Origin of the sequence: Stenomitos frigidus ULC18 (assembly GCF_003003795.1) — a bacterium.
Taxonomy (GTDB): Bacteria; Cyanobacteriota; Cyanobacteriia; order Leptolyngbyales; family Leptolyngbyaceae; genus Stenomitos; species Stenomitos frigidus_A.
Genome location: NZ_PVWK01000062.1, coordinates 35,531 through 58,956, shown reverse-complemented (window position 1 = coordinate 58,956; position 23,426 = coordinate 35,531). Strand labels below are relative to the sequence as shown.

At 51.5% G+C, this 23,426-nt stretch carries 24 protein-coding genes, 1 tRNA gene and 1 pseudogene; 14 read left to right on the top strand and 12 right to left on the bottom strand.

Features of this window, described 5'->3' with window-relative positions:
- Positions 1 to 9: 9 nt before the first annotated feature.
- Entirely contained in the window at positions 10 to 987 is a 978-nt protein-coding gene (rsmI, locus tag C7B82_RS11445) for a 16S rRNA (cytidine(1402)-2'-O)-methyltransferase (RefSeq protein WP_339375280.1), read from the top strand.
- Between the two features lie 241 nt (positions 988 to 1,228).
- Here the strand turns inward: rsmI and C7B82_RS11435 are convergent, their stop codons facing one another.
- The 3 genes from C7B82_RS11435 to C7B82_RS34260 all read right to left on the bottom strand — a co-directional run bounded on the left by C7B82_RS11435 (position 1,229) and on the right by C7B82_RS34260 (position 1,930).
- On the bottom strand, positions 1,229 to 1,441 hold the full coding sequence (locus C7B82_RS11435) for a type II toxin-antitoxin system HicA family toxin (protein ID WP_106256417.1): 213 nt from the start codon (positions 1,439 to 1,441) through the stop codon (positions 1,229 to 1,231).
- Positions 1,438 to 1,683: a type II toxin-antitoxin system HicB family antitoxin gene (locus tag C7B82_RS11430; RefSeq protein WP_106256416.1), complete on the bottom strand. Its 246-nt coding sequence runs from the start codon at positions 1,681 to 1,683 to the stop codon at positions 1,438 to 1,440. The genes C7B82_RS11435 and C7B82_RS11430 overlap by 4 nt, the downstream gene beginning before the upstream one ends.
- Before the next feature lie 115 nt (positions 1,684 to 1,798).
- A complete protein-coding gene (locus tag C7B82_RS34260; RefSeq protein WP_281258964.1) occupies positions 1,799 to 1,930 on the bottom strand; it encodes a hypothetical protein in 132 nt (43 codons plus the stop codon).
- A 76-nt stretch (positions 1,931 to 2,006) separates the two neighbouring features.
- Between C7B82_RS34260 and vapB the strand changes: the two genes are divergently transcribed.
- From vapB to C7B82_RS11415, 3 genes and pseudogenes are all read left to right on the top strand, one after another.
- Positions 2,007 to 2,246 carry a type II toxin-antitoxin system VapB family antitoxin gene (gene vapB / locus C7B82_RS11425; RefSeq protein WP_106256415.1) on the top strand — a complete coding sequence of 80 codons (240 nt, stop codon included), beginning with the start codon at positions 2,007 to 2,009 and terminating at the stop codon, positions 2,244 to 2,246.
- A gap of 54 nt (positions 2,247 to 2,300) precedes the next feature.
- Positions 2,301 to 2,804 (top strand): annotated as a pseudogene (locus tag C7B82_RS34650) (leucine-rich repeat domain-containing protein); the annotation flags it as partial.
- Positions 2,805 to 2,972: 168 nt separating this feature from the next.
- A complete protein-coding gene (locus C7B82_RS11415) occupies positions 2,973 to 5,294 on the top strand; it encodes a COR domain-containing protein (protein WP_245939838.1) in 2,322 nt (773 codons plus the stop codon).
- A 62-nt stretch (positions 5,295 to 5,356) separates the two neighbouring features.
- Here C7B82_RS11415 and C7B82_RS11410 read toward each other — a convergent pair whose 3' ends face one another.
- Entirely contained in the window at positions 5,357 to 5,557 is a 201-nt protein-coding gene (locus C7B82_RS11410; RefSeq protein WP_106256413.1) for a hypothetical protein, read from the bottom strand.
- Between the two features lie 260 nt (positions 5,558 to 5,817).
- Here C7B82_RS11410 and C7B82_RS11405 point away from each other — a divergent pair, with 260 nt between their 5' ends.
- The gene (locus C7B82_RS11405) at positions 5,818 to 8,562 is read left to right on the top strand and encodes an endonuclease MutS2 (RefSeq protein WP_106256412.1); all 2,745 of its coding nucleotides are present in this window, start codon (positions 5,818 to 5,820) and stop codon (positions 8,560 to 8,562) included.
- A gap of 121 nt (positions 8,563 to 8,683) precedes the next feature.
- Here C7B82_RS11405 and C7B82_RS32225 read toward each other — a convergent pair whose 3' ends face one another.
- Together C7B82_RS32225 and C7B82_RS11400 are read right to left on the bottom strand one after the other, a co-directional pair.
- Positions 8,684 to 8,821 carry a hypothetical protein gene (locus C7B82_RS32225; RefSeq protein ID WP_181357453.1) on the bottom strand — a complete coding sequence of 46 codons (138 nt, stop codon included), beginning with the start codon at positions 8,819 to 8,821 and terminating at the stop codon, positions 8,684 to 8,686.
- Positions 8,822 to 8,825: 4 nt separating this feature from the next.
- Entirely contained in the window at positions 8,826 to 10,292 is a 1,467-nt protein-coding gene (locus C7B82_RS11400; protein WP_245939837.1) for a hypothetical protein, read from the bottom strand.
- A 211-nt stretch (positions 10,293 to 10,503) separates the two neighbouring features.
- Between C7B82_RS11400 and C7B82_RS11395 the strand changes: the two genes are divergently transcribed.
- From C7B82_RS11395 to C7B82_RS11370, 6 genes are all read left to right on the top strand, one after another.
- Entirely contained in the window at positions 10,504 to 11,373 is an 870-nt protein-coding gene (locus tag C7B82_RS11395) for a class I SAM-dependent methyltransferase (RefSeq protein WP_106256411.1), read from the top strand.
- Between the two features lie 100 nt (positions 11,374 to 11,473).
- Positions 11,474 to 12,193 carry an HAD family hydrolase gene (locus C7B82_RS11390; protein ID WP_106256410.1) on the top strand — a complete coding sequence of 240 codons (720 nt, stop codon included), beginning with the start codon at positions 11,474 to 11,476 and terminating at the stop codon, positions 12,191 to 12,193.
- Positions 12,194 to 12,237: 44 nt separating this feature from the next.
- Positions 12,238 to 12,310 (top strand) — tRNA-Ala (locus tag C7B82_RS11385).
- A 48-nt stretch (positions 12,311 to 12,358) separates the two neighbouring features.
- Positions 12,359 to 12,829, top strand: a complete 471-nt coding sequence (locus C7B82_RS11380; protein ID WP_106256409.1) for a M67 family metallopeptidase — start codon at positions 12,359 to 12,361, stop codon at positions 12,827 to 12,829.
- 64 nt (positions 12,830 to 12,893) lie between these two features.
- The gene (moeB, locus tag C7B82_RS11375) at positions 12,894 to 14,069 is read left to right on the top strand and encodes a molybdopterin-synthase adenylyltransferase MoeB (RefSeq protein WP_106256463.1); all 1,176 of its coding nucleotides are present in this window, start codon (positions 12,894 to 12,896) and stop codon (positions 14,067 to 14,069) included.
- Positions 14,070 to 14,150: 81 nt separating this feature from the next.
- The gene (locus tag C7B82_RS11370; protein WP_106256408.1) at positions 14,151 to 15,083 is read left to right on the top strand and encodes a type II secretion system F family protein; all 933 of its coding nucleotides are present in this window, start codon (positions 14,151 to 14,153) and stop codon (positions 15,081 to 15,083) included.
- Positions 15,084 to 15,316: 233 nt separating this feature from the next.
- On the opposite strand, the gene C7B82_RS11365 is transcribed toward C7B82_RS11370, so the two are convergent.
- From C7B82_RS11365 to C7B82_RS11345, 5 genes are all read right to left on the bottom strand, one after another.
- Positions 15,317 to 16,471 (bottom strand): sulfate ABC transporter substrate-binding protein, encoded by a 1,155-nt coding sequence (locus C7B82_RS11365; protein WP_106256407.1) that lies wholly within the window; start codon positions 16,469 to 16,471, stop codon positions 15,317 to 15,319.
- Positions 16,472 to 16,681: 210 nt separating this feature from the next.
- On the bottom strand, positions 16,682 to 17,482 hold the full coding sequence (locus tag C7B82_RS11360) for a class I SAM-dependent methyltransferase (RefSeq protein ID WP_106256406.1): 801 nt from the start codon (positions 17,480 to 17,482) through the stop codon (positions 16,682 to 16,684).
- A 365-nt stretch (positions 17,483 to 17,847) separates the two neighbouring features.
- On the bottom strand, positions 17,848 to 18,810 hold the full coding sequence (locus tag C7B82_RS11355) for an isopenicillin N synthase family dioxygenase (protein WP_106256405.1): 963 nt from the start codon (positions 18,808 to 18,810) through the stop codon (positions 17,848 to 17,850).
- A gap of 281 nt (positions 18,811 to 19,091) precedes the next feature.
- Positions 19,092 to 19,409: a hypothetical protein gene (locus tag C7B82_RS11350; RefSeq protein WP_106256404.1), complete on the bottom strand. Its 318-nt coding sequence runs from the start codon at positions 19,407 to 19,409 to the stop codon at positions 19,092 to 19,094.
- Positions 19,375 to 20,139 carry an integron integrase gene (locus tag C7B82_RS11345; protein WP_106256403.1) on the bottom strand — a complete coding sequence of 255 codons (765 nt, stop codon included), beginning with the start codon at positions 20,137 to 20,139 and terminating at the stop codon, positions 19,375 to 19,377. Before C7B82_RS11345 ends, C7B82_RS11350 begins: the two co-directional genes overlap by 35 nt.
- A 734-nt stretch (positions 20,140 to 20,873) precedes the next feature.
- On the opposite strand from C7B82_RS11345, the gene C7B82_RS11340 reads away from it, so the two are divergent.
- The 3 genes from C7B82_RS11340 (at position 20,874) to C7B82_RS11330 (ending at position 22,399) form a co-directional block, all read left to right on the top strand.
- Positions 20,874 to 21,254, top strand: a complete 381-nt coding sequence (locus tag C7B82_RS11340) for a VOC family protein (protein ID WP_106256402.1) — start codon at positions 20,874 to 20,876, stop codon at positions 21,252 to 21,254.
- A 113-nt stretch (positions 21,255 to 21,367) separates the two neighbouring features.
- Positions 21,368 to 21,853 (top strand): VOC family protein, encoded by a 486-nt coding sequence (locus C7B82_RS11335; RefSeq protein ID WP_106256401.1) that lies wholly within the window; start codon positions 21,368 to 21,370, stop codon positions 21,851 to 21,853.
- 213 nt (positions 21,854 to 22,066) lie between these two features.
- Positions 22,067 to 22,399 (top strand): DUF2808 domain-containing protein, encoded by a 333-nt coding sequence (locus C7B82_RS11330; RefSeq protein ID WP_245939836.1) that lies wholly within the window; start codon positions 22,067 to 22,069, stop codon positions 22,397 to 22,399.
- A gap of 214 nt (positions 22,400 to 22,613) precedes the next feature.
- Here C7B82_RS11330 and C7B82_RS11325 read toward each other — a convergent pair whose 3' ends face one another.
- Positions 22,614 to 23,096, bottom strand: coding sequence for a tellurite resistance TerB family protein (locus tag C7B82_RS11325; protein ID WP_106256462.1), 483 nt, complete (start codon positions 23,094 to 23,096; stop codon positions 22,614 to 22,616).
- Positions 23,097 to 23,426: the final 330 nt, after the last annotated feature.

Genomic DNA, 23,426 nt, shown 5'->3' with positions numbered 1-23,426 from the left:
AGTTAGTGGTTGGTCAGCAGTCAGCAGTCAGCGGTCAGCGGTCAGCGGTCAGCGGTCAGCGATAAAACTAACTCAAAACTCTCTAGCTTGTCGGCGCAAAGCGCTACTCACCCCTCACCCCTCACCCCTCACTCCTCACCTCCCATGCCCGGAACGCTCTATCTCGTCGGCACACCGATCGGTAATCTAGAAGACATGACCTTTCGAGCCGTGCGGATTCTGCAAACGGTGGATTTGATTGCTGCTGAGGATACGCGCCATACAGGCAAGCTGCTGCATCATTTTCAGGTAGGCACCCCCCAAATTAGCTATCACGATCACAATCGGTATAGTCGCACAACAGAGCTACTAGAACGATTGCAGCAGGGAAAAAGCATTGCGCTGGTGACGGATGCGGGGATGCCGGGTATTTCTGACCCTGGCTATGAACTGGTGAAAGCTTGCGCGGAGGCGGATATTTCTGTGGTGCCCATTCCGGGGCCGAGTGCCGCGATCGCCGCTTTAATTGCATCTGGTTTGCCGTGCGATCGGTTTATTTTTGAAGGTTTCCTACCCGCTAAATCGCAAGCCCGTCGTGCCCATCTAGAGGTGTTGCAGACGGAGCCTCGAACGCTGATTTTTTACGAAGCGCCCCATCGGATACGACAAACGTTGCAAGATCTTCTGCTTTTGGGAGCAGACCGTCAAATTGTGCTGGCGCGGGAATTGACCAAACGGTATGAGGAGATTTGGCGTGGCACGGTGGCAGCGGCGATCGCGCACTACAGCAGTCACGAACCACAGGGCGAATTTACGGTAGTGGTGGCTGGAGCAGACGCTACTCAGCCTGTGCTCTCTGAAGCAACCCTTAAAACCGAACTGCAAAATCTTTTGAAGCAAGGTCTGTCGCGATCGGATGCCAGCCGTCAACTGGCACAGCAAACTGCATTACCCCGGCGTCAGCTCTACCAGCTCGCGCTGTCACTGCCTGAGCAAGATGAAAGATGACGATCGCCTCATCAGAAAGTGGCTCACGTGATCGCGGCTTTTTGGCGTGTAGGGCGTTTGCGATCGGATTTTTTCTTCAAGCCGACGGATTGCGCTTCGTTACTATCGTGCAGGGTAACAATGCCGTTGTGGGGTGTTGCAATCGCATTGCAGGCGATGACAATCGCTACGCGAAGATCGTTTGTCAGTCAATCAGCTCCAACGCTTTGATCCAATGAAGCTATTTTTACAAGCAGTGGCGCTATGCACCGTCAAACGCACTCCAATCAATGCCTAACTGTCGAATGGCAGCCCGCACGGTGCCAAGTTTGAGATCACGGCTACCCCAATCTGGCAGTACAGTCGCTTGCTGTGTCTCTGGATTCAACCATTTACGGTGAGAGCCGCCCCCACGTCGAGGCAACTCCTCACAGCCCAGTACTTTTAGCTTGCGAGTGACATCGCGATACTTCATGGGGCAGTCACAACGGTTTCCAGCCAGAGAGCATTTTCAGCGTCTGCAACCTGCATATTGAGCGGCAAGTGTCGCCCTAAATCTTCATAGGCTTCCACAACAGCCGCCAATGCATCACGGACGTTTGCCAATGCCTCCTCGACCGTTTCACCCTCTGTAACCAGTTCTGGCAGCAGTGGTGATGTCACTGTAAAGCCCCCTTCCGACTGTGGTGAAAGCACTAAAGGCACTTTATAAAGCAACTAACTTTCTCCTTTTTGGGTGTTAGAGAGCGAATCTGAATGCCCGTGAGTCATGATGAGTGCAACATCGATCGCCTGCTGAAGTCGAGACGTTCGTAGGGCATCCACCATAGCGTTAGCAAGATTGAGTGAAGCGGTTCACCTCAATCATAAGGTCTGGCGTTGGCGATCGCTCCCTGGTTGCTAGATGGACAGGAGCGATCGCGCTGTTACCGTTACAGGAAGCGCGATCGTCGTTCCACTTCACACTTGATTCCCAATTACCATAGACTCAACCGAACTTTTTTCTGACCGTACTGAAATAATGCAGCGTTAAAGAGAAAATGACGACAGACACAGAGATTTTACAAACGATTGCCCAGATGCCAGAGCCTCTTAAGCAAGACCTCTTGCACTATGCAAAAGCCTTGATCGAAAGCCATTCAACGCCTGATGCGCTAGATATTCAAGCGGAAAAACCTGCGAAGCGAGGCGGGCTTGGCATCTGGAAAGGAAAAATTTGGCTTGCGGATAACTTTGATGAGCCGTTAGAAGACTTCAAGGACTATTCGACCGAATGCTGATTGCACAAGTTATGACCCACTCGTTGATCGTCATCAGTCAAGACAAACAGTTTGATGCCTATACGATTCAACGGGTATGGGCATAAAGTAGCGCTGTTATCGTTGCAGGAAGCACACGCTTTTACCCTACAACCCACACCCCCTCCCCCCAAGCCCCAGTTCATGAACCAGGCAGAACTCCTTGAACGAATTAAACACGCTGCACGGACAAAAGAGACTGTCCTTGATCTCTCAGGTCAAAATTTAACGGCGCTGCCAGCAGAACTTTGGCAACTCACTAATCTGAAAAGGCTTAATCTTGATCACAATAAATTAACTTTAATACCTCCCGAAATAAGCAAACTGATTAAGCTTGAGAAGCTAGAAATTAGGGATAATCAATTGGTGAATCTTCCCGCTGAAATTGAGCAGTTAAAAGCCCTTGTTGAGCTTAAATTGAATAATAATCGTCTCGTAGATCTACCTCTTAGATTTGGCAATCTAAAGAACCTAAAGGAATTAGGGATTGGAGGCAATTGCTTCAACTATTTACCTGCTCAAATCTTTCATCTAAACAATCTAACTAGCTTATGGGCATTTAACCTGTCATTGACGACTCTTCCAAAAGAGATTGAATTACTTAGAAACCTAAAAAGGTTACACATTCAAGATAATAAATTAACTAAATTACCCCTAGAGCTATGCAAATTAACTAAGTTGATATCGTTAACTTTAGGGAACAACCAATTGACTGTATTGCCTCCGGAGGTTGGTTATCTAACTGAATTAAAAGAATTTCCGTATGGGTCACCAGGCTTAGAGCTAACAGGCAATCCACTTACTTCGCCGCAGCCAGAGATTGTTGATCAGGGAACGAAAGCAATCGTTACCTACTGTCGCCAATTACTAAAAGGTAGTGAAAGAAAATGGGTTTCTAAGCTGCTGATAGTGGGTGAAGGAGGTGTGGGCAAAACGTCTCTGCTGCGAGCACTCAATGGGCAACCGTTTGACAAACAGGAATCGACCACGCGCGGCATTGCCATTGGCAGTCTCTCGCTCTCCCATCCCAGCGAAGCCGATGTCACCATGCAGCTTAATACCTGGGACTTTGGCGGACAGGAGATTTATCACGCGACCCACCAGTTCTTTCTCACCAATCGTTCCTTGTTTCTGCTGGCATGGAATGCCCGTTTGGGATGGGAACAGGGCAAACTCATCTACTGGCTCAAGACCATTCGCGCTAACGCACCTGATTCGCCGATTCTTTTAGTGGCAACCCACATTGATGAACGCGATGCCGACCTGCCCCTGAGCGATTTGCAACAACAGTTCCCAGAAATCATCGGGCAGTGGGAAATCAGCAATCAAGCAGGAACGGGAATTGAGGCACTACGACAGGCAATCACCAATGCCGCCGCGCAGCTTCCCCTGATGGGTGAACGCTGGCCCACTACCTGGCTTAACTTTGCCAACGCCTTGCGAAACTCTCAGATGCGTCACACTACACCGCAGAAGTTTTGGGGCGTGATGAATAAACATAAAGTCGCGCCTACCAGTCAACGAGTGCTGGCAACCTGGCTGCATGAATTAGGCGAAATTCTCTTCTTTCAAGACAACGACGAACTCAACGATCTGGTTATCTTCAAACCTCAGTGGGTAACCGAACACATCAGCAAAGTATTGGAAGCCGAGGAAGTCACGCAGCGCAACGGCATCTTCACCCGTGCCTGCATGGAGCAGCTCTGGCGCGACCTGGATGCCCCCATGCGCGATCACTTTTTGCGCCTGATGGAACGCTTTGACCTCTCCTACCGCACGCTGGAGAACAAAGACATCAGCCTTATCGTCGAACGCTTACCGTTTGAGCCACCCAACTACGAATCGCTGTGGCAGAGCAAACAGCAAGAGCCGAATTGCAAAGAAATCATCATGAAGTTCCAGCTCAGTGAGGTGCTTCCCGGCATTCCCACCTGGTTCATTGCCCGCCAGCATCGCTTTACGATCGAAGAAGGCGAACGACGCGGCATCCACTGGCGCACGGGTGTCTTATTTCAAGACCGCGAACAAACCCATCTGGCACTCGCCAAAATTGGGCGCGACGACAAGACGAATGCAGAGTATCTGCAACTCACCGTGCGCGGTGCTATGCCCCACAGTTTCTTTGACCTGCTCAAAGAAGGCATCGAACTCACCTTGCGCCGTTACCCCGGTCTGCAAATCACTCGCCTGATTCCCTGTCCAGACCCAAATCATGAAAACTGCTTACACGAATTTGATTACGCCAATCTGGTTAAACGACTGGAACGCGAACAGCCGAAGGAAAGCATTGAATGTCCCTCTTGCCTGGAAAACATTTCTGTGACCAAACTCCTGTTTGGGCTGCACTGGACAACGCAAGATGCCGTCCTGGCTCGCTTAGATGAAATCCAGGATGGTCAATCAGAGCTACGGGAACTGGTACAGAGTCAATTTCTCAGACAATTCCGACAGCAGCAGAAATTTTTGGAATCGCAGTGTCCCAACCTCTTTGTACTCCGCCCCGACGATCGCAGAGTCTGGTCAAAAGACATCGGGATGCAGCGCATCAACCTGCAACTCTACTGCCAGATGCCCGGTCATATGCACCCCACCATTGACCCGACTGACCCCAAGCAACCCTGCGGACTGTACCCGATCGACGAACCCCAGAAATGGTTGCAAACGGTGACACCCTACTACCGTCGCATGGTCAAAATTCTCAAATTCGCCACGCCCTTAGTCGGCCCCTGGCTGGGTGTCATGGAAGCCAAAGATTACGAAACCATCTTCAAAAGCGACATTGACTTTGCCAAAGAGCTTGCCGGAAAACTGCCCGACAGCAAAGGCTTCGCCGATGCAGACTATGCCGATGCGTTGCCAGAGGGCGATCGCAAACTGGACGCGATCGATGGTGCGGCCTTGCGTGCCTTGCGGCAACTGCTCGACCAGAAAGATCCCAGTAAACAATGGGGCAACCTCAAGCAAATACTGACCCCTGAAGGCGATTACCTCTGGCTCTGCGAACATCACGCTAAAGAGTTTCATCCGTAAAGCAGACTCTTTTAGCATTCTATTCAAGCCTACAAACCGTTACGAAGACATCAGCGCCTTGCTCAAACTTCGCAGGGTTGCGTCTCCTCTTGCGACAAGCGCTTCACCTGCCCCGATGACAACGCCCGTTGTAGCATCGTCAGAGCTATAATATCGTGCAGGTTGCAGTTGCCATCAAAATACTGACACAACCGCTGCTCCGCTTCAGTCGTCAGATAGCCGCTACAAATGGCCGTTTGCACAACCTGGTCAATCCGACTCATGCTGCCGTTCCTGCCTGAAGATGATGAACTAAGTATGAAGTTCAGGTTTGGAAGCTAGTGTGACAGTTCGTCACCGATCGTGTGACACATTGGCACCCAATCGGTGATGGGACGGCGATCGTGTGGTGATACACTGGCAAACCGCTGGTGATGCAACTCACGTACCGTCAGCCAGCGTCTACTGACTCTTTTGCTGGGGCGTGTGTCGTAGAGCCCGAGAACTCCCTAAAATGAAGAGAGCGTAACCTGTTTGATGCAATTTGATCCAAGCTGAAACCCTTGAACTTCTGGAATGGTCGCGGCTTTGCCAGCACCTCTCCACTTTTGCAGCGACTAAATTAGGCGCGATCGCATCGCGTCGTCTCCGCATTCCCGATACAAAAGCCGAAACGCTGACCCTGTTAGCCCAAACGCAAGAAGTGTATGAGCTAGAAAATCGCCTCACCACCGGGTTGAAGTTTGACGGCATCACCGATATTGGCGAATCGCTAGAGCGGGCAGAACGACGAGGCTTATTGTCGGGCGAAGAGCTGTTGGCGATCGCGACGACCCTCGCAGGCATGCGTCAGTTGCGACGAGTCATCGACAATCAGCCCGATTTATTGGTGTTAAAGGCGCTCATTGAAGATCTGCGCACTTATCCCGAACTAGAGCAAGAAATTCATCGTTGCATTGACGATCGCGCCCAAGTTGCCGATCGTGCCACACCCAAACTGGGCGGCATTCGCGAGCAACAAAAGCAATTGCGCGATCGCGTCCATAGCACCCTGCAAAGCATCTTGCAGCGCAAAGCCAACGCCGTTCAAGAAAACCTGATTACCCAACGCGAAGGGCGCTTTGTCATTCCCGTCAAAGCACCGCAAAAGGACGCCATCCCTGGCATCGTCCATGACACTTCCATGAGCGGTGCCACTCTCTATATCGAGCCGCAAGCTACCGTTAGCCTGAATAACCAACTGCGCCAATTACAGCGCCAAGAACAAGTCGAAGAAGAAGCCGTCCGCCAAGCCCTTACCGATCAAGTGGCTGCAGTCAAGCCTGATTTGGAACGGCTACTGGCGATCGCCATCACTCTCGACCTTGCCACCGCCCGCGCACGCTATAGCCTCTGGCTCGAAGCCAATCCACCCCGCTTCATCACACGAGATGAGCACCCCACACCCCACACCCCACACCCCACACCCGAATCGATCGTCCTCCGCCACCTCCGCCATCCCCTCCTGATCTGGCAGCAGCAGCATGAGCAGGGACGCCCCGTCGTGCCGATCGATCTTGTCATTCAGCCCTACATTCGCGTCGTCGCCATCACGGGCCCCAACACAGGTGGCAAAACGGTCACGCTCAAAACGCTCGGTCTTGCCGTGTTGATGGCAAAAGTCGGACTCTTCATCCCTGCCCGCGAACCCGTCGAACTGCCGTGGTTCGATCAGGTATTGGCAGACATCGGCGACGAGCAATCGCTGGAGCAAAGCCTATCTACCTTTTCGGGGCACATTCGACGGATTAGTCGAATTTTGGAAGCGTTGGGAGAGACAGGAGAGGAGAGAGAGGAGAGAGAGGAGAGAGAGGAGAGAGAGGAGAGAGAGGAGAGAGGGGAGAGGAGAGAGGGGTGGGAAGAAGGGGAAGAAAGAGAAGAGAAAGAAAATGAGGAAGCCTCGTCCTTAACTCAGGTCTCGGAACTCAAAACTCCAAACTTAGCACTCGAAACTCAACACTCAACACTCAAGATTCAAAACTCCCTCACCCCTCACCCCTCACCCCTCACCCCTTACGCCCTCGTCCTCCTGGACGAAGTTGGCGCTGGTACTGATCCAACTGAAGGTAGTGCGCTGGCGATCGCGATCCTTAACTACCTGGCAGACCATGCTGGCTTGACGATCGCGACGACTCACTTTGGCGAACTCAAAGCGCTGAAATATCAGGATGAACGGTTCGAAAATGCGTCCGTTGAGTTTGACGATGTTTCGCTTTCGCCAACCTATCGTCTACTGTGGGGCATTCCTGGGCGCTCCAATGCATTGACGATCGCCCGTCGTTTGGGATTGGATGCAGGGATTGTGGAACAAGCACAAACCTATGTTGGCGGTGCCTCGGAGGATGTGAATCAGGTGATTGCAGGACTGGAAGCTCAGCGTCGTCGCCAGGAAACCAAGTCTCACGAAGCGGCACAACTCCTGGAGAGTGCCGAACGTCTCCATCGCGAACTGTCTCGCAAAGCGGCGTCTCTCAAAGAGCGAGAACAGGACTTGCAGCGATCGCAAGAACTGACGGTCCAGGCGGCGATCGCCGAGGCAAAAAGTGAAATCGCCCAGGTTATCCGTCAGTTGCAACAAGGCCCAGCCTCAGCACAAGCCGCACAGCAGGCAACCGATGCGCTGAATCAATTCGCCGAACGTCGGCTACCGTCCCGCCAACCCAAACCGCCAAAGCCAGGGTTCCGCCCGCAAGTGGGCGATCGTGTTCGCATGCCGCGACTAGGGCAGACGGCTGAAGTCTTGACAGCTCCCAATGATGATGAGGAAATCACCGTTCGCTTTGGGCTAATGAAAATGACGGTGCCATTGGATGATGTCGAGTCTTTGGCAGGGGAGAAAGTAGCGAAGAGACAGGAGCCAGCGGTCAGCGGTCAGCGGTCAGCGGTCAGCGGTCAACAGTTAGCAGTCAGTGGTCAAGATCAACTCAAAACTCAAAACTCAAAACTCAAAACTTCAAACGCTCCGTCTCCCGAAACCCAGCCCCCCCCACTCGATACTCCAGTCATTCGCACATCTCAAAACACGATCGACATTCGCGGTAGTCGCGTCGCTGATGCAGAACCCATGATGGAACAGGCGATCGCGCAAGCCTACAATAGCGGTGTGCTGTGGATCATTCATGGACATGGCACCGGAAAACTGCGGCAGGGTGTGCACACGTTCTTGCAGCACCATCCTCAGGTAGAACGCTATGAGTTGGCGAGCCGCACCGATGGTGGTGCAGGTGTGACGCTGGCTTATCTACGTTAAGAGGCTCTCCAGTGCTACGCCTTCCCATGCAATCTTGCTTGTCCAAACAGACAGAGATCCAGGACGGAGCATCGATCGCAGGCTGGGTTCTTGTGATAACAGCAGCGCTGACCATGCAGCATCATAACCTCGTAGTTGACACGAGTTCACTCAGCGGATCAAAGCTGTGGAAGTAAGCGATCGGGCAACCGTACTCGACACAGAGTCGTTGATGGATGAGCAGCGCACGTTGCTGTAGCGATGGGATGTCGGTAGTCATGCAATTAAGCTGGTACGAGTTTCACAATGACCACGCGATCGGGCACGTTTAACGTCAGTTGGTTACTGGTCAGGCGGGTGGGTGTGGTAGTCAGGCGACCATCTTCGCCCAGCGCATAAATGGCAACCGTGCGGATGGGCTGACCCAATTTAAGCGTGACGGGCAGTGCGGGCGGCTGAATCTCGCGGGGTGGCTGGACGCTGGTATCGTTGTTGGAAACCTCGTGCCAAAGCACCAGATAAAAGGTGCGATCGCGCTTTTGCAAAAGGACGTGATGGACATATTGAGTGCGATCGTAATTGGCAACGCGTTTTGACAAGGGTTCGCGGTAGTTTTGCACGGGGCGCACGTCCAGCGAGTAGGCGAGTCCACTCGGCGTGAAGTTCGCTCCTGGATCGCGCAGTAGAGCAATCAGATTCTTGACGGCGTTGTAAGCAGGTTTGGGTGTGAGATCGTGACGCAACAGACCAAAGTTCGCTTCGCGCTTTGTCTTCTGAGGATCGGCAAATTCGTCTACAAACTCATAGGAGCAGGTACGCTGCACGTTCTTGCGGAAAAATTCGAGAAAGAGACGTGGCATGTATTTGGCATGCACCTTCTCGGACACCCATTGCTTAAACGTTGAATAACCGGTTTCGGTTGTTGCCATCGGCTTGGGCTGAAACGGCGGACTGTAGGTGTCGAAGTTGTAGGGAAATTCGTCAATGTTGATGGAGGGGAAGTTGCTATTCCAGTAGTATTTCGCTGTGGTGTTGTAGTCAAAAGGAAAGCTGAATGGGTTGCCACCGGGATAGGGATGGAAGTTACCCCAATCGACGGCATTTGCAAGGCTTCCTTTGGGCAGTGGGTTGGGGTTGCCGCCACCCGGATCGTAAGTCATACCCAATGAAGGCCCAATGACTTTCAGTGATGCCGTTTTTGAGTCACGCTTGATCGCAGTGTACAAATCCTTTTGAAACGCAATCACGCCCTTGGGAAAGCCTTGTCCTTTATACTGTTTGTCAAACCGAGAGGGAATCCAGAATAAATCTGGTTCGTTCGAACCTTCTACCGCGTCAATCCTGGCTCCGGCGGCGTTGGCGGTTTTGATCTGGTTGACGATCGCCTGAATCGTTTTCTCATCACCATTGGAGCGATCGGGTACATCGGCCACGATCGTCGTCCGAATGCCGCTTTTGCCCAAGTCTTGTGGACGGCTCTGGTAAAAGCCATCCCGCACATTGCGAATGCCCGACGCGATGAGTTTTTGCTTCACTTCCTCATAGCGCTGACCATAGGGTGTGTCAGGATAACTCCAATGCGTGCCCACGCAAATGCTATCCACAAAGCGATCGGCGCTGCGAGCGGTTTCAACAGCAAAACTCGCAGGTCGCACCCCAAAAGCCAGCAATGTAGCGCTAATGGTAGCGAGGAGCAACACGGTTTGAAAGAGTAACAAACGGCGCGATCGCGTCATGGACATGACCTTCATTCAAAGGACGTTTGAGGTGGTTTCTTAACCCTGTAGGACACGCAAGACATTGCATCCCTACGTAAGGCTGCTTGCGACCTGTTTTTTATAGCGTGGCAGAAACGGCGCTGTCATCCCTCAAACGGCACTTGCTGTTGATATTGATTAGACTTTAGAGGCAACTGGTTCGATTGTCGTTCACCCAAGCCACCAAGAAACCCTGAGAACCCCTATGGCAGTTCGCAAAGACACCCTTTTCGAGCGTTTTCTTGCTCCCGTTGTCAAGACTTTTCTCATCGACCAGGATGAGCTTCGGCGTTTTTACGAAAGCATCGACTGGCAGTCTGCCAGCAACCGACTCAGCCACCCAGGGCTCATCTACCCAAACTATTACAGTAGCCAAAACTTTCACGGGATTGAAGGGGGCTACTTGAACATTAGCGCGGCGGTTTCCTATGACCCCATCACGCAATATGCCTTACCTCCAGGTGAAGCCCTGGTGCGCCAAGGCTTGCTGGATGCGATTCAGTCAAAACCGCGCCGAATTCTGGATTTGGGTTGTGGCACAGGGTCTACCACACTATTGCTCAAACAACAGTTTCCCGACGCAGAGGTCATTGGGTTAGATCTATCACCCTATATGCTGGTCGTCGCTGAGCACAAAGCCAAACAAGCAAACTTAGACATTCAATGGCGGCACGGGAATGCTGAACAGACTGGCTTCCCTGATGCCTCTTTCGATCTGGTAACCGCGTCACTCCTTTTCCACGAAACGCCTCCTACTGCCTCCCAAGCCATTCTGCAAGAGAGCTATCGCTTGCTCACAGTGGGTGGCGGAGTCGCGATTCTAGACGGGAATCAAAAGATGCTGCGTCAAACAGAATGGCTGACACAGATCTTTGAAGAGCCTTACATTCAGGCCTACGCTGGCGGTAGTGTGGATGCCTGGATGGGTGCCGCTCGCTTTGAGGCCGTACATACCCAAGAGCTGTGGTGGCTGCACCAGATCACGCTTGGCGTCAAACCGTTGCCGTATCAGTCGGTTGAGTTTGCGTCAGTGGCGGATGGTGAGAGAGGCGATCGACAGTGGGCTATGGGCTGATCAGAGAGTTGCTGGTGCTTAGCGGGTAGTTGTTAGAGAATAGATCGTCTAGCGCGACGGAGCTTAACGCTCCTCACCCCTTACTCCTCACCTGTACGCAATGCTGAAAGCGGTTCTTTTCGACTTCAATGGCATCATCATTAACGATGAGCCACTCCACGAAAAACTGATCAACCAACTCTTGCTGGAAGAAAACTTGCGACCCAAGCCAGGAGAGTTCCGTCAGTTTTGTCTGGGGCGAAACGATCGCGCCTGCATTGTCGATTTACTGAAGCAGCGAGGGCGTGTAGTCACTGACGACTATGCGGATAAGCTGATTGCCCGCAAAGCACTGCTCTACAAAGACCAGCTAGACCAACTGGAAACGCTACCCGTCTATCCAGGGCTAGAAGATTTGCTCTTTAAGCTCCGGGCAGCCAGGCTGAAACTGGCGATCGTCAGTGGCGCACTGCAAGTAGAAATTGAGTTGGTGCTGCAGCGTCTAAAGCTAAGTGAGCATTTTCCAGTCATCGTTTCTGGCGACCACCGTCTTCCCAGCAAACCAGAACCCAATGGCTATCTGCTAGCCGTCGATCGCCTCAATCAGCTTAATCCTGGCCTCCACCTCAAACCGTCAGACTGTCTGGCGATCGAAGATACCTTTGCCGGTATTGAAGCCGCGAAACGAGCCCACATTCCCGTTGTTGGTGTTGCCAATACCTATCCGTTTCACATGCTTCAGCGCCGCGCAAACTGGGCGGTAGACTACCTCTCTGATCTGGAACTCGATCGCATACAGCAGCTCTATGAGCAAATGGCAACGGCACCAAAAGCGGTGTAGGACGGGTGAATGATAAGATGGCAAAGCGAGTTGAATGATTGCCTGGGGAGTTAGCTCAGTTGGTAGAGCGCTGCGATCGCACCGCAGAGGTGAGGGGTTCGATTCCCCTACTCTCCATCTTTTGTCCTAGAATAAGAAGTCTGTCGCCCAACATTGCATCCTTCTGTGTCTCTGACGCTCCACGCTGATCATCTGCAGGCAGTCAAAGCCCATGCCGCACGCACCTATCCTGAAGAGTGCTGTGGTTTGTTGCTGGGCACGATCGCAGCAGACCAAAAAGCGGTGCATGACGTCTATGAAGTCTCGAACCTGTGGACTGTAGACGCCGCAAACGAGCTCAACGACAACACCGCTTTGACCAAAACTCGCCGCTACTGGATTGCACCTGAAGACATGCTGGCAGGGATGCGCGAGGCGCGTCGGCGCAGTTTAGAGATTATTGGTATTTATCACTCCCATCCCGATTATCCGGCAATACCATCCGAGTGCGATCGTGCGCTTGCCTGGTCACAGTATTCCTATCTAATTGTCTCCGTTGAGCAAGGCACTGCCAAAGACTGCCGCAGTTGGACGCTCAACGACCAGCAATCCTTTGAACCCGAAGTCATCCAGCTTGCTGAAACGGCTCGAATGTGAAGCCATCCAGCAACCAGGTTCCAGCTTTTTATCCTTTAGCCTTCGTCCTTTAGCTTTTCTTCCCATGCTCAATCCCAATCTCAACACCATTCAGCTCGAAAAAGAAGAGTACGAACGCTACTCCCGCCACTTAATCCTCCCAGAAGTGGGCTTAGACGGTCAGAAACGGCTCAAAGCTGCCAGCGTGCTTTGCATCGGTACAGGCGGGCTGGGTTCTCCACTCCTGCTCTACCTTGCCGCTGCTGGCATTGGACGCATTGGCATCGTCGATTTCGATGTCGTCGATTTCTCTAACCTGCAGCGTCAGGTCATTCACGGTACGTCCTGGGTTGGCAAACCCAAAATTGAGTCTGCCAAAGCCAGCATTCTCGAAATCAATCCCTACTGCCAGGTAGACCTCTACGAAACGCGACTCACCTCTGAAAACGCGCTGGAGCTGTTCAAACCCTACGACATCATCGTCGATGGTACCGACAACTTCCCCACTCGTTATCTGGTCAACGATGCTTGCGTGTTGCTCGACAAGCCAAACGTCTACGGCTCCATCTTCCGGTTTGAAGGTCAGGCAACCGTCTTCAACTACGAAGGCGGCCCGAACTATCGTGACCTCTATCCCGAACCACCCCCACCGGGATTGGTTCCTTCCTGTGCAGAAGGCGGTGTGCTGGGCATTCTTCCAGGGATTATTGGCGTCATTCAGGCAACAGAAACTGTCAAAATCATTCTAGGTCAGGGCACAACATTGAGTGGTCGTTTGCTGCTCTACAATGCACTAGAAATGAGCTTCCGGGAGCTCAAGCTGCGCCCCAATCCGGTGCGTCCTGTGATTGAAAAGCTGGTTGATTACGAAGAATTTTGTGGGATTCCCCAGGCAAAAGCCGCTGAAGCAAAGGAACAAGCTGGTATGCAAGAAATGACAGTCCAAGAACTCAAGCAGTTGCTCGACAGCGATGCGGATGATTATGTGCTGCTGGATGTGCGGAATCCTCACGAATACGAGATCGCCAAAATCCCTGGTGCAGTACTGATCCCACTACCTGACATTGAGAATGGTGCTGGCGTGAGTCAGGTGAAAGATCTACTCAATGGGCACAAGCTAGTGGTTCACTGCAAACTGGGTGGCCGATCGGCGAAAGCGATCGGCATCCTGAAAGAACAGGCAGGCATTGACGGCATCAATGTTAAAGGCGGCATCACAGCCTGGAGCCGAGAAGTTGATTCCTCCGTACCGGAATATTAGAAAGTTTTGAGTTTTGAGTTTTGAGTTCAATACTTCCAACTCAAAACTCTTCATTCTTAACTCAAAGTTTTTCCTTTCCCCATGTTGGAAACAGCTCGGTTCTTTCATCAGTTTGCGGCTTTGTTGAATGCGGGCATTCCAGTGCAGCAGAGTTTGGGCATGGCTGGGAGGGATTGCAGCGCCAACTTGCAGCGATCGCTAAAAGAAGCCAGCCTCAAAGTTGAAGCAGGACACGAGCTGGCTGATGCTCTCAAGACTCGATCGCCCTACTTTGATACCTGGACGATCGCCCTCATTCGTTCAGCCGAATACAGTGGAGCCTTGGCGGAAACCTTTGAGCGACTCGCGATCGCGGCGGAAACTCAGCACAGGCGGCAAAAGCTCTACAATGCCGTGATGGTGTCTGCCGTCATCATTGCCTTCGCTGGTGTGGCGTTGCTGATCGCACTCATCACACGCAGCACTGCTTTTGTGTTTCAACCCGTTTTTTGGGTACTGGTTGCGATCGTGGCAGTTGGCTTGCTACTTAAGGGCCATCTGTCCGCGATTATTGGTGCTGGAGCGAGGCAGCAGTTCATGGCAACCGTACCGTTTCTCAAAGGGATTGCTGAGGCACGCTCGCTCCTCTATTTCACCGAACTGGAGTTACCACTGCGGTGTGGAGTGCCACTGCTGCAAGCATTGGAGTTGTTGCGATCGCACATCCCTGATGTGGAGTTGCAAAAGAGCTTGACGATCGCCTCCCGTCAAATTCAGGCAGGAAAAACGTTGAGCCAGAGCATGACTGTAAAACTGCCACCACTCGCACTGCAAATGCTCCGTACAGGCGAAGAGACGGGTAATGTGGATGCCATGCTGAGCAAGCTAGCGGTTTATTACGAGAGCGATCTGGAGCGCAAGCTAAAACAGCTTCAGGCAACCCTACAACCTTTGGGCATTTTGGCAGCAGGCGCGCTGGTGCTGCTCATTGGCATGCAGGCGGTCACATCCATGCTCAAAGCCTTACCTGGTTAATGTCCAAACAGTTGACGACCCAAAGAAAAAGGGGAAGCTATCTTTCCCCTTGAGTGCCGATCGAAGGCTCGTTAAGCAATCAATTCGTAGCGTCAGCCGACGTTGCATCTGGGGATGATTTGTGAGTGCCAGCCTTGACTATGGGGGCGTTATAGCCTGCCACAGATAAGCAACGCGAATCGACCCCACGAACGTCAAGCTTGTACTTATGGCTGACAGCTGATAGCTGACCGCTACTTCTTGCCAGCAGACTCTTCGATCTGGTCGAAGATCGCACCGTCTTCAAAGAACTTCTTCTGGAAATCGCTCCAGCCGCCGTAATCTTTGATGGTTCCGAGTGTCTTCACCGGTGGGAATTTATCGGCATTTTCCTTGGTTTTGGCAGTAGCAGCATCCAGCGGTCGATAGCCAAGCTTCACAAACTCTGCTTGGGCTTCTGGCGTAAACAGATAGTTCACGAACGCTTCAGCCACTTTACGGGTGCCATGCTTATCGACATTTTTATCAATCACGGAAACTGGAGTGTCGATCGAAACATTAATTTCAGGCACAATGTATTCTGCTTTCTCGCCCTTGCTCTTCGCGAGAATGATTTCGTTTTCGTAGTTTAGTAACGCATCGCCCTGGCCCTGTTTAGCAAACGAGTCCGTCGATTCCCTTGCATCTTTCGCCAGTACGGCCACATTCTTGAAGGCTTTGGTGACAAACTCTTTGGTCTTAGCCTCATCCTTGGTGGTTTTCAGCCCATAGTCCCAAACAGCAAGGAAATTCCAACGAGCCCCGCCAGATGTTTTGGGGTTAGCGGTGATCCACTTCACGTCGTCTCTGGTCAAATCTGAGAAGGTCTTGATCTGTTTGGGGTTGCCTTCGCGGGTCACGATCGCCACGACCGATTTCGCTACGATGCCATTGTTGGGCACCTTCTTATCCCAGTCGGCGCTCACAAAACCAGCCTTCACCAGTTTGCCAGTATCAGCGGCTAAGGCAAGATGCGCAATATCCGCTTCCAGACCGTCAATAATGGCGCGAGTTTGAGTGCCAGAACCGCCGTAGCTTTGCCTGAAGGTCACCGTTTGACCACCGTGCTCTGCCTTCCATTTTTCGACAAACTTCGGAATAATGGCGTCATGAGCAGCTTTGGGGATGGCATAGCCCACCAGCGTCAGTTCAACATCCTTTTTCTGATCGGCAACAGGGCTAGCGCTACCAGAGGTGCCCGGAGCTGTACCAGTATTACTGCCTGACGAGCAAGACGCGATCGCTGCACTCAGCACCACTCCCACAACCATGAGGGAGATAAACCGCCTGAATGAAGAAAACCTAAACTTATTTGTAATTTGGTGAATTAAGGCACCCAACGGATTGGGCTTATGCGGCCGGACGGTCATTCCATGTCTCCTTCTTGTGCGGTTAGTCGGTCGAGATAGTGTAGCTTGTTTGACAACGATTAATCATACAAACAAACACTAGCGAATACAATACAAACCCACATTATTACATCGGATTACAGGGAAATTAGGGGGGAGTGGGAAGGCCAGTGCTTTGCGGTTAGTGTTTAGAAGGCTAAAGGCTGAAGGCTAAAGGCTAAAACTCAAAACTCAAAACTCAAAACCTCCTTCCTCACCCCGTTCAGCCAGAAAGACGATCGTGCGGTGTACTAGATCGATCGCGCCCGTCTCCTGAATCCATTGCTCATACAGTTGGGTAATGTCAGCGACTAGCTGCTCATAGATGGCGCCAGTTTGAGGCAGGTAAGAGGTACTTCGGACGCGGCCAATGAGCGCTTGCAGGTCAACGGGGTGGCGGTAGGTAAATTTGTGATGACGAAAATTTTGGAACAGCGAACTGGATGCCAGCGATTGGGCTTCCATTGTCCGGATGTGACAGCTCTCAGCCGGATGTTGATCAGACGCAACGCGAATCAGTTGGGTGTATTGCGCCGTAAACGGATCGTTCTGGTCACGATCGTTCCAAATGAGTGCTAATCGGCCGGAGGTTCGCAAAAGGCGACGAAACTCAGTCAAGCTTTTGCTTGGCTCAAACCAGTGAAAGGACTGAAAGCACGTCACCAGATCGATCGCCTCTGCCGCTAAACCTGTCTCTTCGGCAGTCCCCGCTTGAAACGTCACGCGTGGATGCGAGAGAGCCGCTTGTTGCATGGCAGCGTTGGGTTCGATCGCCCAGACATGGAGACCACGATCGGCCAGCAATCGTGCCGAAATGCCTGTCCCCGCTCCAATATCAGCAGCCGTTAAGTGTGCGGGCTCACCCAACCCGGACAGCACCGCAGTAATGGCCTCCGTCGGATAACTGGGTCTGTATTTGGCATAATCTTCCGCGCGATCGGAAAAGCGGCACAGCGGATTCATTGCATGTAGGGGGGTGGGCTCTGTCTGCATTGTTAAATACCTCACAGTCTCTGGCGTTGCTTGCTGGTGCTAAAGCGTTGGAGCGGTCAGCAGTCAGCGGTCAGCGGTCAGCAGTCAGCGATTAGCGGTCAGCGGTTAGCGGTCAGCCAGGCGTCGATCGTGGCAAATGGCTAGGTTCAGCTCACTCATGCTTTAGGACTCGAAGTAAGCGGACGTAGTGAATGCATACGCTTGATGCTGAAAGCTGACGGCTGCTGGCTGCTGGCTGACGGCGTTGAGAGATTCTCAGTTTAATTTGGGTCTTCTACTGATTTATGACCATGCGTTAGCTTAAAACGGGAACGAGTATCATCAAATAGCTGTGCATCAATCTTGACCAGCATCGAACCCATACGCTAGGCGATCGCTGCCGTTACTTGATAGGTTTTGCGATACATTTCCATAATGTGTTCTCCAGCCGTGATGGGTGGGTATTTAGGTGGATTTGTGGCTCCCTGACACGTGGGTAAACATTCCACCAGCGCATGGTAATTAAGATCAAAAAAGAAGGGCATGGAATAGCGCTCTTTGCCCGATCGATTGATCACTCGATGCAGTGTGGATTGGTAATAGTCATTCGTCCAGCGCGCCATCATATCGCCCAGATTGATCACAAACGTCTCTGGAATGGGTTCTGCTTTAATCCAATTGCCATCAGCATTGCAAACCTCTAACCCACCAACCTGATCTTGCAGCAGAATGGTGAGTCCACCCCAGTCGGTATGGGCACCACAGCCCAGCTGATCGGTCATTGCATCGACAGGGTGCGGTGGATAGTGTAGCAACCGCAAGACCGACATAGCGTGGTCAAGCATGCCATCAAAATACGGTTCATCGAGATCTAGCGACAGTGCCAGCGCACCCATCAATTGGCAAGCCAACGTTTGCATCATGGCAAAATACGCTTCCAACGGCTCCTGCCATCCCGGTAAATTGGTAGGCCATTGGTTCGCACCATGATTCGGTGTACCAGTCTGCACTAGCGGATCGTCGGCTCCCCGATCGACCCCAATGTAATACCCTTCTTTGAGATCAGGAATTTGATCAAGCGCTTGTTGTCGGATCGCTTCATACCCTCGTGAAATGGGTGATTGTGTGATGGAAACCGTATTTTTAACTGCCAATGGCTGATCAAAAAAGTGCTTGGTTTGGGCGAAGGTGGCCGCGATCGCCTCTGCTGGAATCCCATGATTCGCAATGTAGAAAAAGCCAACATGATGACTGGCGTGGCGAATCTCAGCAGCAACGGCTTTGCGATCGCTCAAGTCGGGCGATCGCAACCCACCAAGATCAATCACAGGAATCTGCGAAAACGCCATAGTCGATCGCCTCCAAAAACGCAACCTCGATACTTCCGCATCAACGCGATGTCGGTTGTATCTAAACCCACAAAATTTGTCTAGTTCGCGGCGTTGTCTGATTTACAGAAGCATGGTTTCGGTGATCGCTACAAGCAGAACAGCAATCGCCCATCATCTGATTTGACGATCGGCGATCGCCTATTGCATGAAAGCAGGTCTTGTGGTCTATGAAATGAGATCCAGCCTAAGTCATTGTGGCGCCTGTCTTACCATTCGTGGTGCTGGTAGCGCTGCCGTGACTATTTGGACGGTTGTTCAGAACTGGATGTGGACGATTCGCCGCGCAAGCCCTTGCCACGCTGGTTTTTGGGAACGCCGCCTGCCATGCCATATTCCACACAGCTTTTGCCGTATTTGGTGGCAACACCCAACAGCATATGTTCTGCCATATCTGACAATTCGCGCTCGGTTTCTAGCATTTCTTGGTAGAGTTTATCCAGGTTGGAAAGGGCGCTGTTGTAAGCGTTCTCCTTGGTGCGCATAGTTTCGATGAGTGTGGAGAAGGACGGCAGGGTGAGTCCGTTACCGACATCTAAATTGGCACCAATGGAACTCATGCAGGTGATACCGACACATCAATTCACCACGTGGATCTTTGGCAATCTGACTGGAGGGGAATACAAACTGCCATACCCAGCCTCGATTTGCCTTTGGATACTTGCGATCTAAGGCATAAGGCAACGTTACGGCGCCAAAGTCTTGCCCTAAGTCTTCCTGATGCTGACGCTTAACCCTTACAAGATGATCGCAGAGTTCCTCGCTCACGCTGGTTGGTAACATTGTGACGCGACTTTTACTGCCCTTACCGTCTCGCACGAGGATCTGTTGTTGGGCAAAATCGATATCCTTAACGCGCAAGCGCAACCCTTCACACAATTGCAGTCCACTGCCATACAGTAACTTCACCACCAACTGCTGAACGCCACAGATCTGTTGCATGACAGCCTGTGCCTCTGCTTTGGTCAGGACAGTGAGAAGATACTGGGTGCGTTTTGCCCGAATCGCTTTCACCTCAGACACTTCCAGCTTCAAGACCGCTCGGTACAGAAAGAGAATGGCATTGAGTGCCTGATTTTGAGTGGAAGCAGCGACTTGCTCTTGCACCGCCAGATGCGTCAGAAAGGCCTCAATCTCTGCTCGCCCCATCTCACGCGGATGCCGCTTTTCATGGAAGAGGATAAAGCGCCTCACCCACTGCACGTAGGTTTCCTCAGTCCGGTAGGCATAATGCTTGAGCCGAATGACATCTCGCAGTTGGTCTAAAAGCTTCCTGGGACGCGGTTCCATGAGCAGACCAGCCGCAAGAATAAATTATGTATTTAATGATACTTGAACAGGAGTCCGTACAGATCTGAAGCTATGCGGAAATTTTCTGTCGATCCATCCTGATCGACGTACTATACGGAAAGATTCCGCCGATCTAGCTAATTTGGGGTGGATCCGCCTGTTTTGGGGTGGATCTGCGGAAAGATTCCGTCTAATCAGTTGTTAGACTGATGCCTGCGCAAAATTCCAGCCCCTGAGAAGCTTGTACCCTTCTGTTGCAAATCTTGACAGATGGTTAGGTGGATAGATCCTTGATTTTATAGTACTCTTGTTCTGTGTTGGGTGTCGGCATATCATATCTGCTTTGACGCTCTATGTGTTGCCTAGGCGGAATCTCCGTGCTGTTAGATCCAAGGAAATAGGGCAAGCCAAATTATGTCTTTCAGGAGGCGGTAATGGAATACATCGAAGGTTTTGTGGTTTTGTGGTTGCAGTACCTACATCAAATAACGCCTTTCGACGGAAGCCGCTTGATCTTTGGTGGTTTTAAAATAGTTGTAGATGAATAAAAGAGTTGACTGGACGCAGTTTCCATACATTAGTCAACTGCGCTATAGCAATTCTCATTCAGATGAGGTACGCCTGCTTAAGGCAGGGTGTGGGGTGTAGGGTGTAGGGTGTACTTCATAGAAGTGAAAACCGCTATATTAACTTCACAAACTTGAGCAAATTAGTAATTATTGAGGAAAAATCTCATGGCAAATAATCCTGTAGCCTGGTTTGAAATCTATGTAGATGACTTAGCTAGAGCTAAGCAGTTTTACGAATCCGTGCTTAGTGTGAATTTGGATGTATTGGGTGACCCTAATGATACCAGTATCGAAATGTTGTCATTTCCGTCGGACATGGAGAAGTATGGTGCTAGCGGTGCCCTTGTCAAAATGGAAGGTTTTAAAGCTGGTGGAAATAGTACTTTGATTTATTTTTCATGTGAAGATTGTGCAGTCGAAGAATCTAAAGTCGAAGCAGCAGGGGGGCGTATCCAAAAGCCTAAAATGTCTATTGGCGAATATGGCTTTATTTCTTTAGCTATAGATTCTGAAGGCAACATGTTTGGCTTGCACTCAATGAAATAGTTTGAAAGGCGAATTCAAGAAAATCATTTCGTGCTTGGTTAGAGCAGACGTTAACCAGCACGATGCACCCAAGTCTTTGGAATCATTAATTCCAAGCTCAATGGAGAAGTGACATGACAAAGATAGCAAAGAACACGGTTTGCCTTTGGTATGACGGGAGCGCCGAGGACGCGGCACGGTTTTACGCTGCTACCTTTCCAGACTCTTCCGTTGACGCTGTGCAACGCGCACCAGGGGACTTTCCGTCGGGGAAGGAAGGAGATGTGTTGACAGTCTTGTTTACCGTAATGGGCATTCCTTGCCTCGGTCTCAACGGCGGACCTGCGTTCAAGCATAACGAGGCGTTCTCGTTTCAGGTCGCAACCACCAATCAGTCCGAAACGGATCGCTACTGGAACGCGATCGTCGGCAATGGCGGACAAGAGAGTGACTGCGGTTGGTGCAAGGACAAATGGGGAATATCGTGGCAGATCACGCCACTGGCGCTGACGGAAGCGATCACCGATCCCGACCCTGCGGCCGCCAAGCGCGCGTTCAATGCGATGATGACGATGCGAAAGATTGACATCGCCATCATTGAGGCGGCGCGCCGTGGATGAGATACTGACAGTCTAACAATCCCAATGCACACCGACCGTTGAGAGGTTGACTGTTAGGCGTTCGAGGTTTTCTGCGGCGGGTGATTGGGGTCGTTAGCCACCCACCACTCTTAGTACATGTGGCAGCCTCTCAGTTAGGGGCATAGACTCCCTAGACCTACGAATTTACGTTGAGCCTGCCTGCTGCTGCCGGACAGTCTCTCTCTTAAGGCGGTGACGATCGCCCAGGCATTCAACGTTGAGACCGTACAGTTTGATGTTGGTAAAAGCCAAGCGTTTGAGGGTGGACGATTCGCCGCAGACCCTGCCATTCCTTTAGCCAGCGTCGGTGGCGAACAACCGACCAATCCCGGTGAAGTCACGATCGTCTTTGAGCAGCTGGTGGCACCCGATAGTACTGTAACGGTCGCCATTCCAGTGAGGGCAAATCCTTCCTGGAGTGGTGTGTATGAGTTTGGCGTTACGGCTTATCCCGTTGAAGCAGCAGACAATCGTGGTCAATTCCTGGGCTATGGACGCATCAATCTCCATGGAAACTCAGACTAACGCCAGGTTGAGCGGTGTCTGACCACTGCCAAATGTTAAAAAGACACCGTTGTCATGTACCATGTCCGTTGCTTTTTAACATTTGGAGTAGTGTTAAAAAGCAACCTTTTTTGATACCACTTCTAGGCCAATAGTTAATGCTGCTGCGAGAGGCTTTCAACAGCCTGCCATTGAAACCTTTTCTTGACACCCTTGAATCGCAACTCAAGTCCCACTACTGGTGCACAAAGTCTTCGAGCGTATGGGAGAGCCAGTCCGCTATCCCTTTTGGTGCATTTACTTCAGCAGCGACTGCCGCTTCAATCTGCCGTACCGTCTCAGGTGACAGCCCTAAAAGCTGCACCAAGGTTTGATAAGCAGCAGCCTCTTCTGCATTGATGGTGGGTTCAGAGGGTGTGCGGGCACTACAGCAAATAACTTCATAACCTAAACGCAAAACGAGTGCTCGCTCAGCATCGCTTTCTAGTTTAGACACCAGTTCACTAAGGGGCAGATGCTGCATCAAATACTCGCGCATCTCTTGCTGCAGTACTTTTTGCTGTGCGGCGTTGGTTGAGAAAATGCGGCTCAGGCGCTCCAGCATGAGAGTCACTTCTTCAGCGGCAAGATGACCATCAGACCAAGCCATAGCTGCAACAATGCGCAGCAAGTTCATTTGACGTGGCGTAATGGAAGGGGGTGGGGGGATCTGTAACATCACAAGCTCCTGCTCCTGCATTGGTGTGCGGCCTTATGGAGTGGTAGAACCCGTTGGTTGAAAAAGCTGTTTGACGCTCGACAAATCTACTAGCTCCATCTGTCTTTAGTTTACAGGCGAAAGAGCGGCCTCAGCAGTTTCGCCTCTAACTTTCACATTGCGAGCTTTTAATGGAACTGGCCTCGCTTTGGAAGCACTCAACCAATGTTTAAGTTTGAGCGATCGCCCCAACCTCGATGCTTTCACCCCTTAACTGGCACACTCTCGACGCAGTATCGAACTTTCCAAGCTTCCATCACCAAGCTCCATTCATGCACTATCCCCTCTACA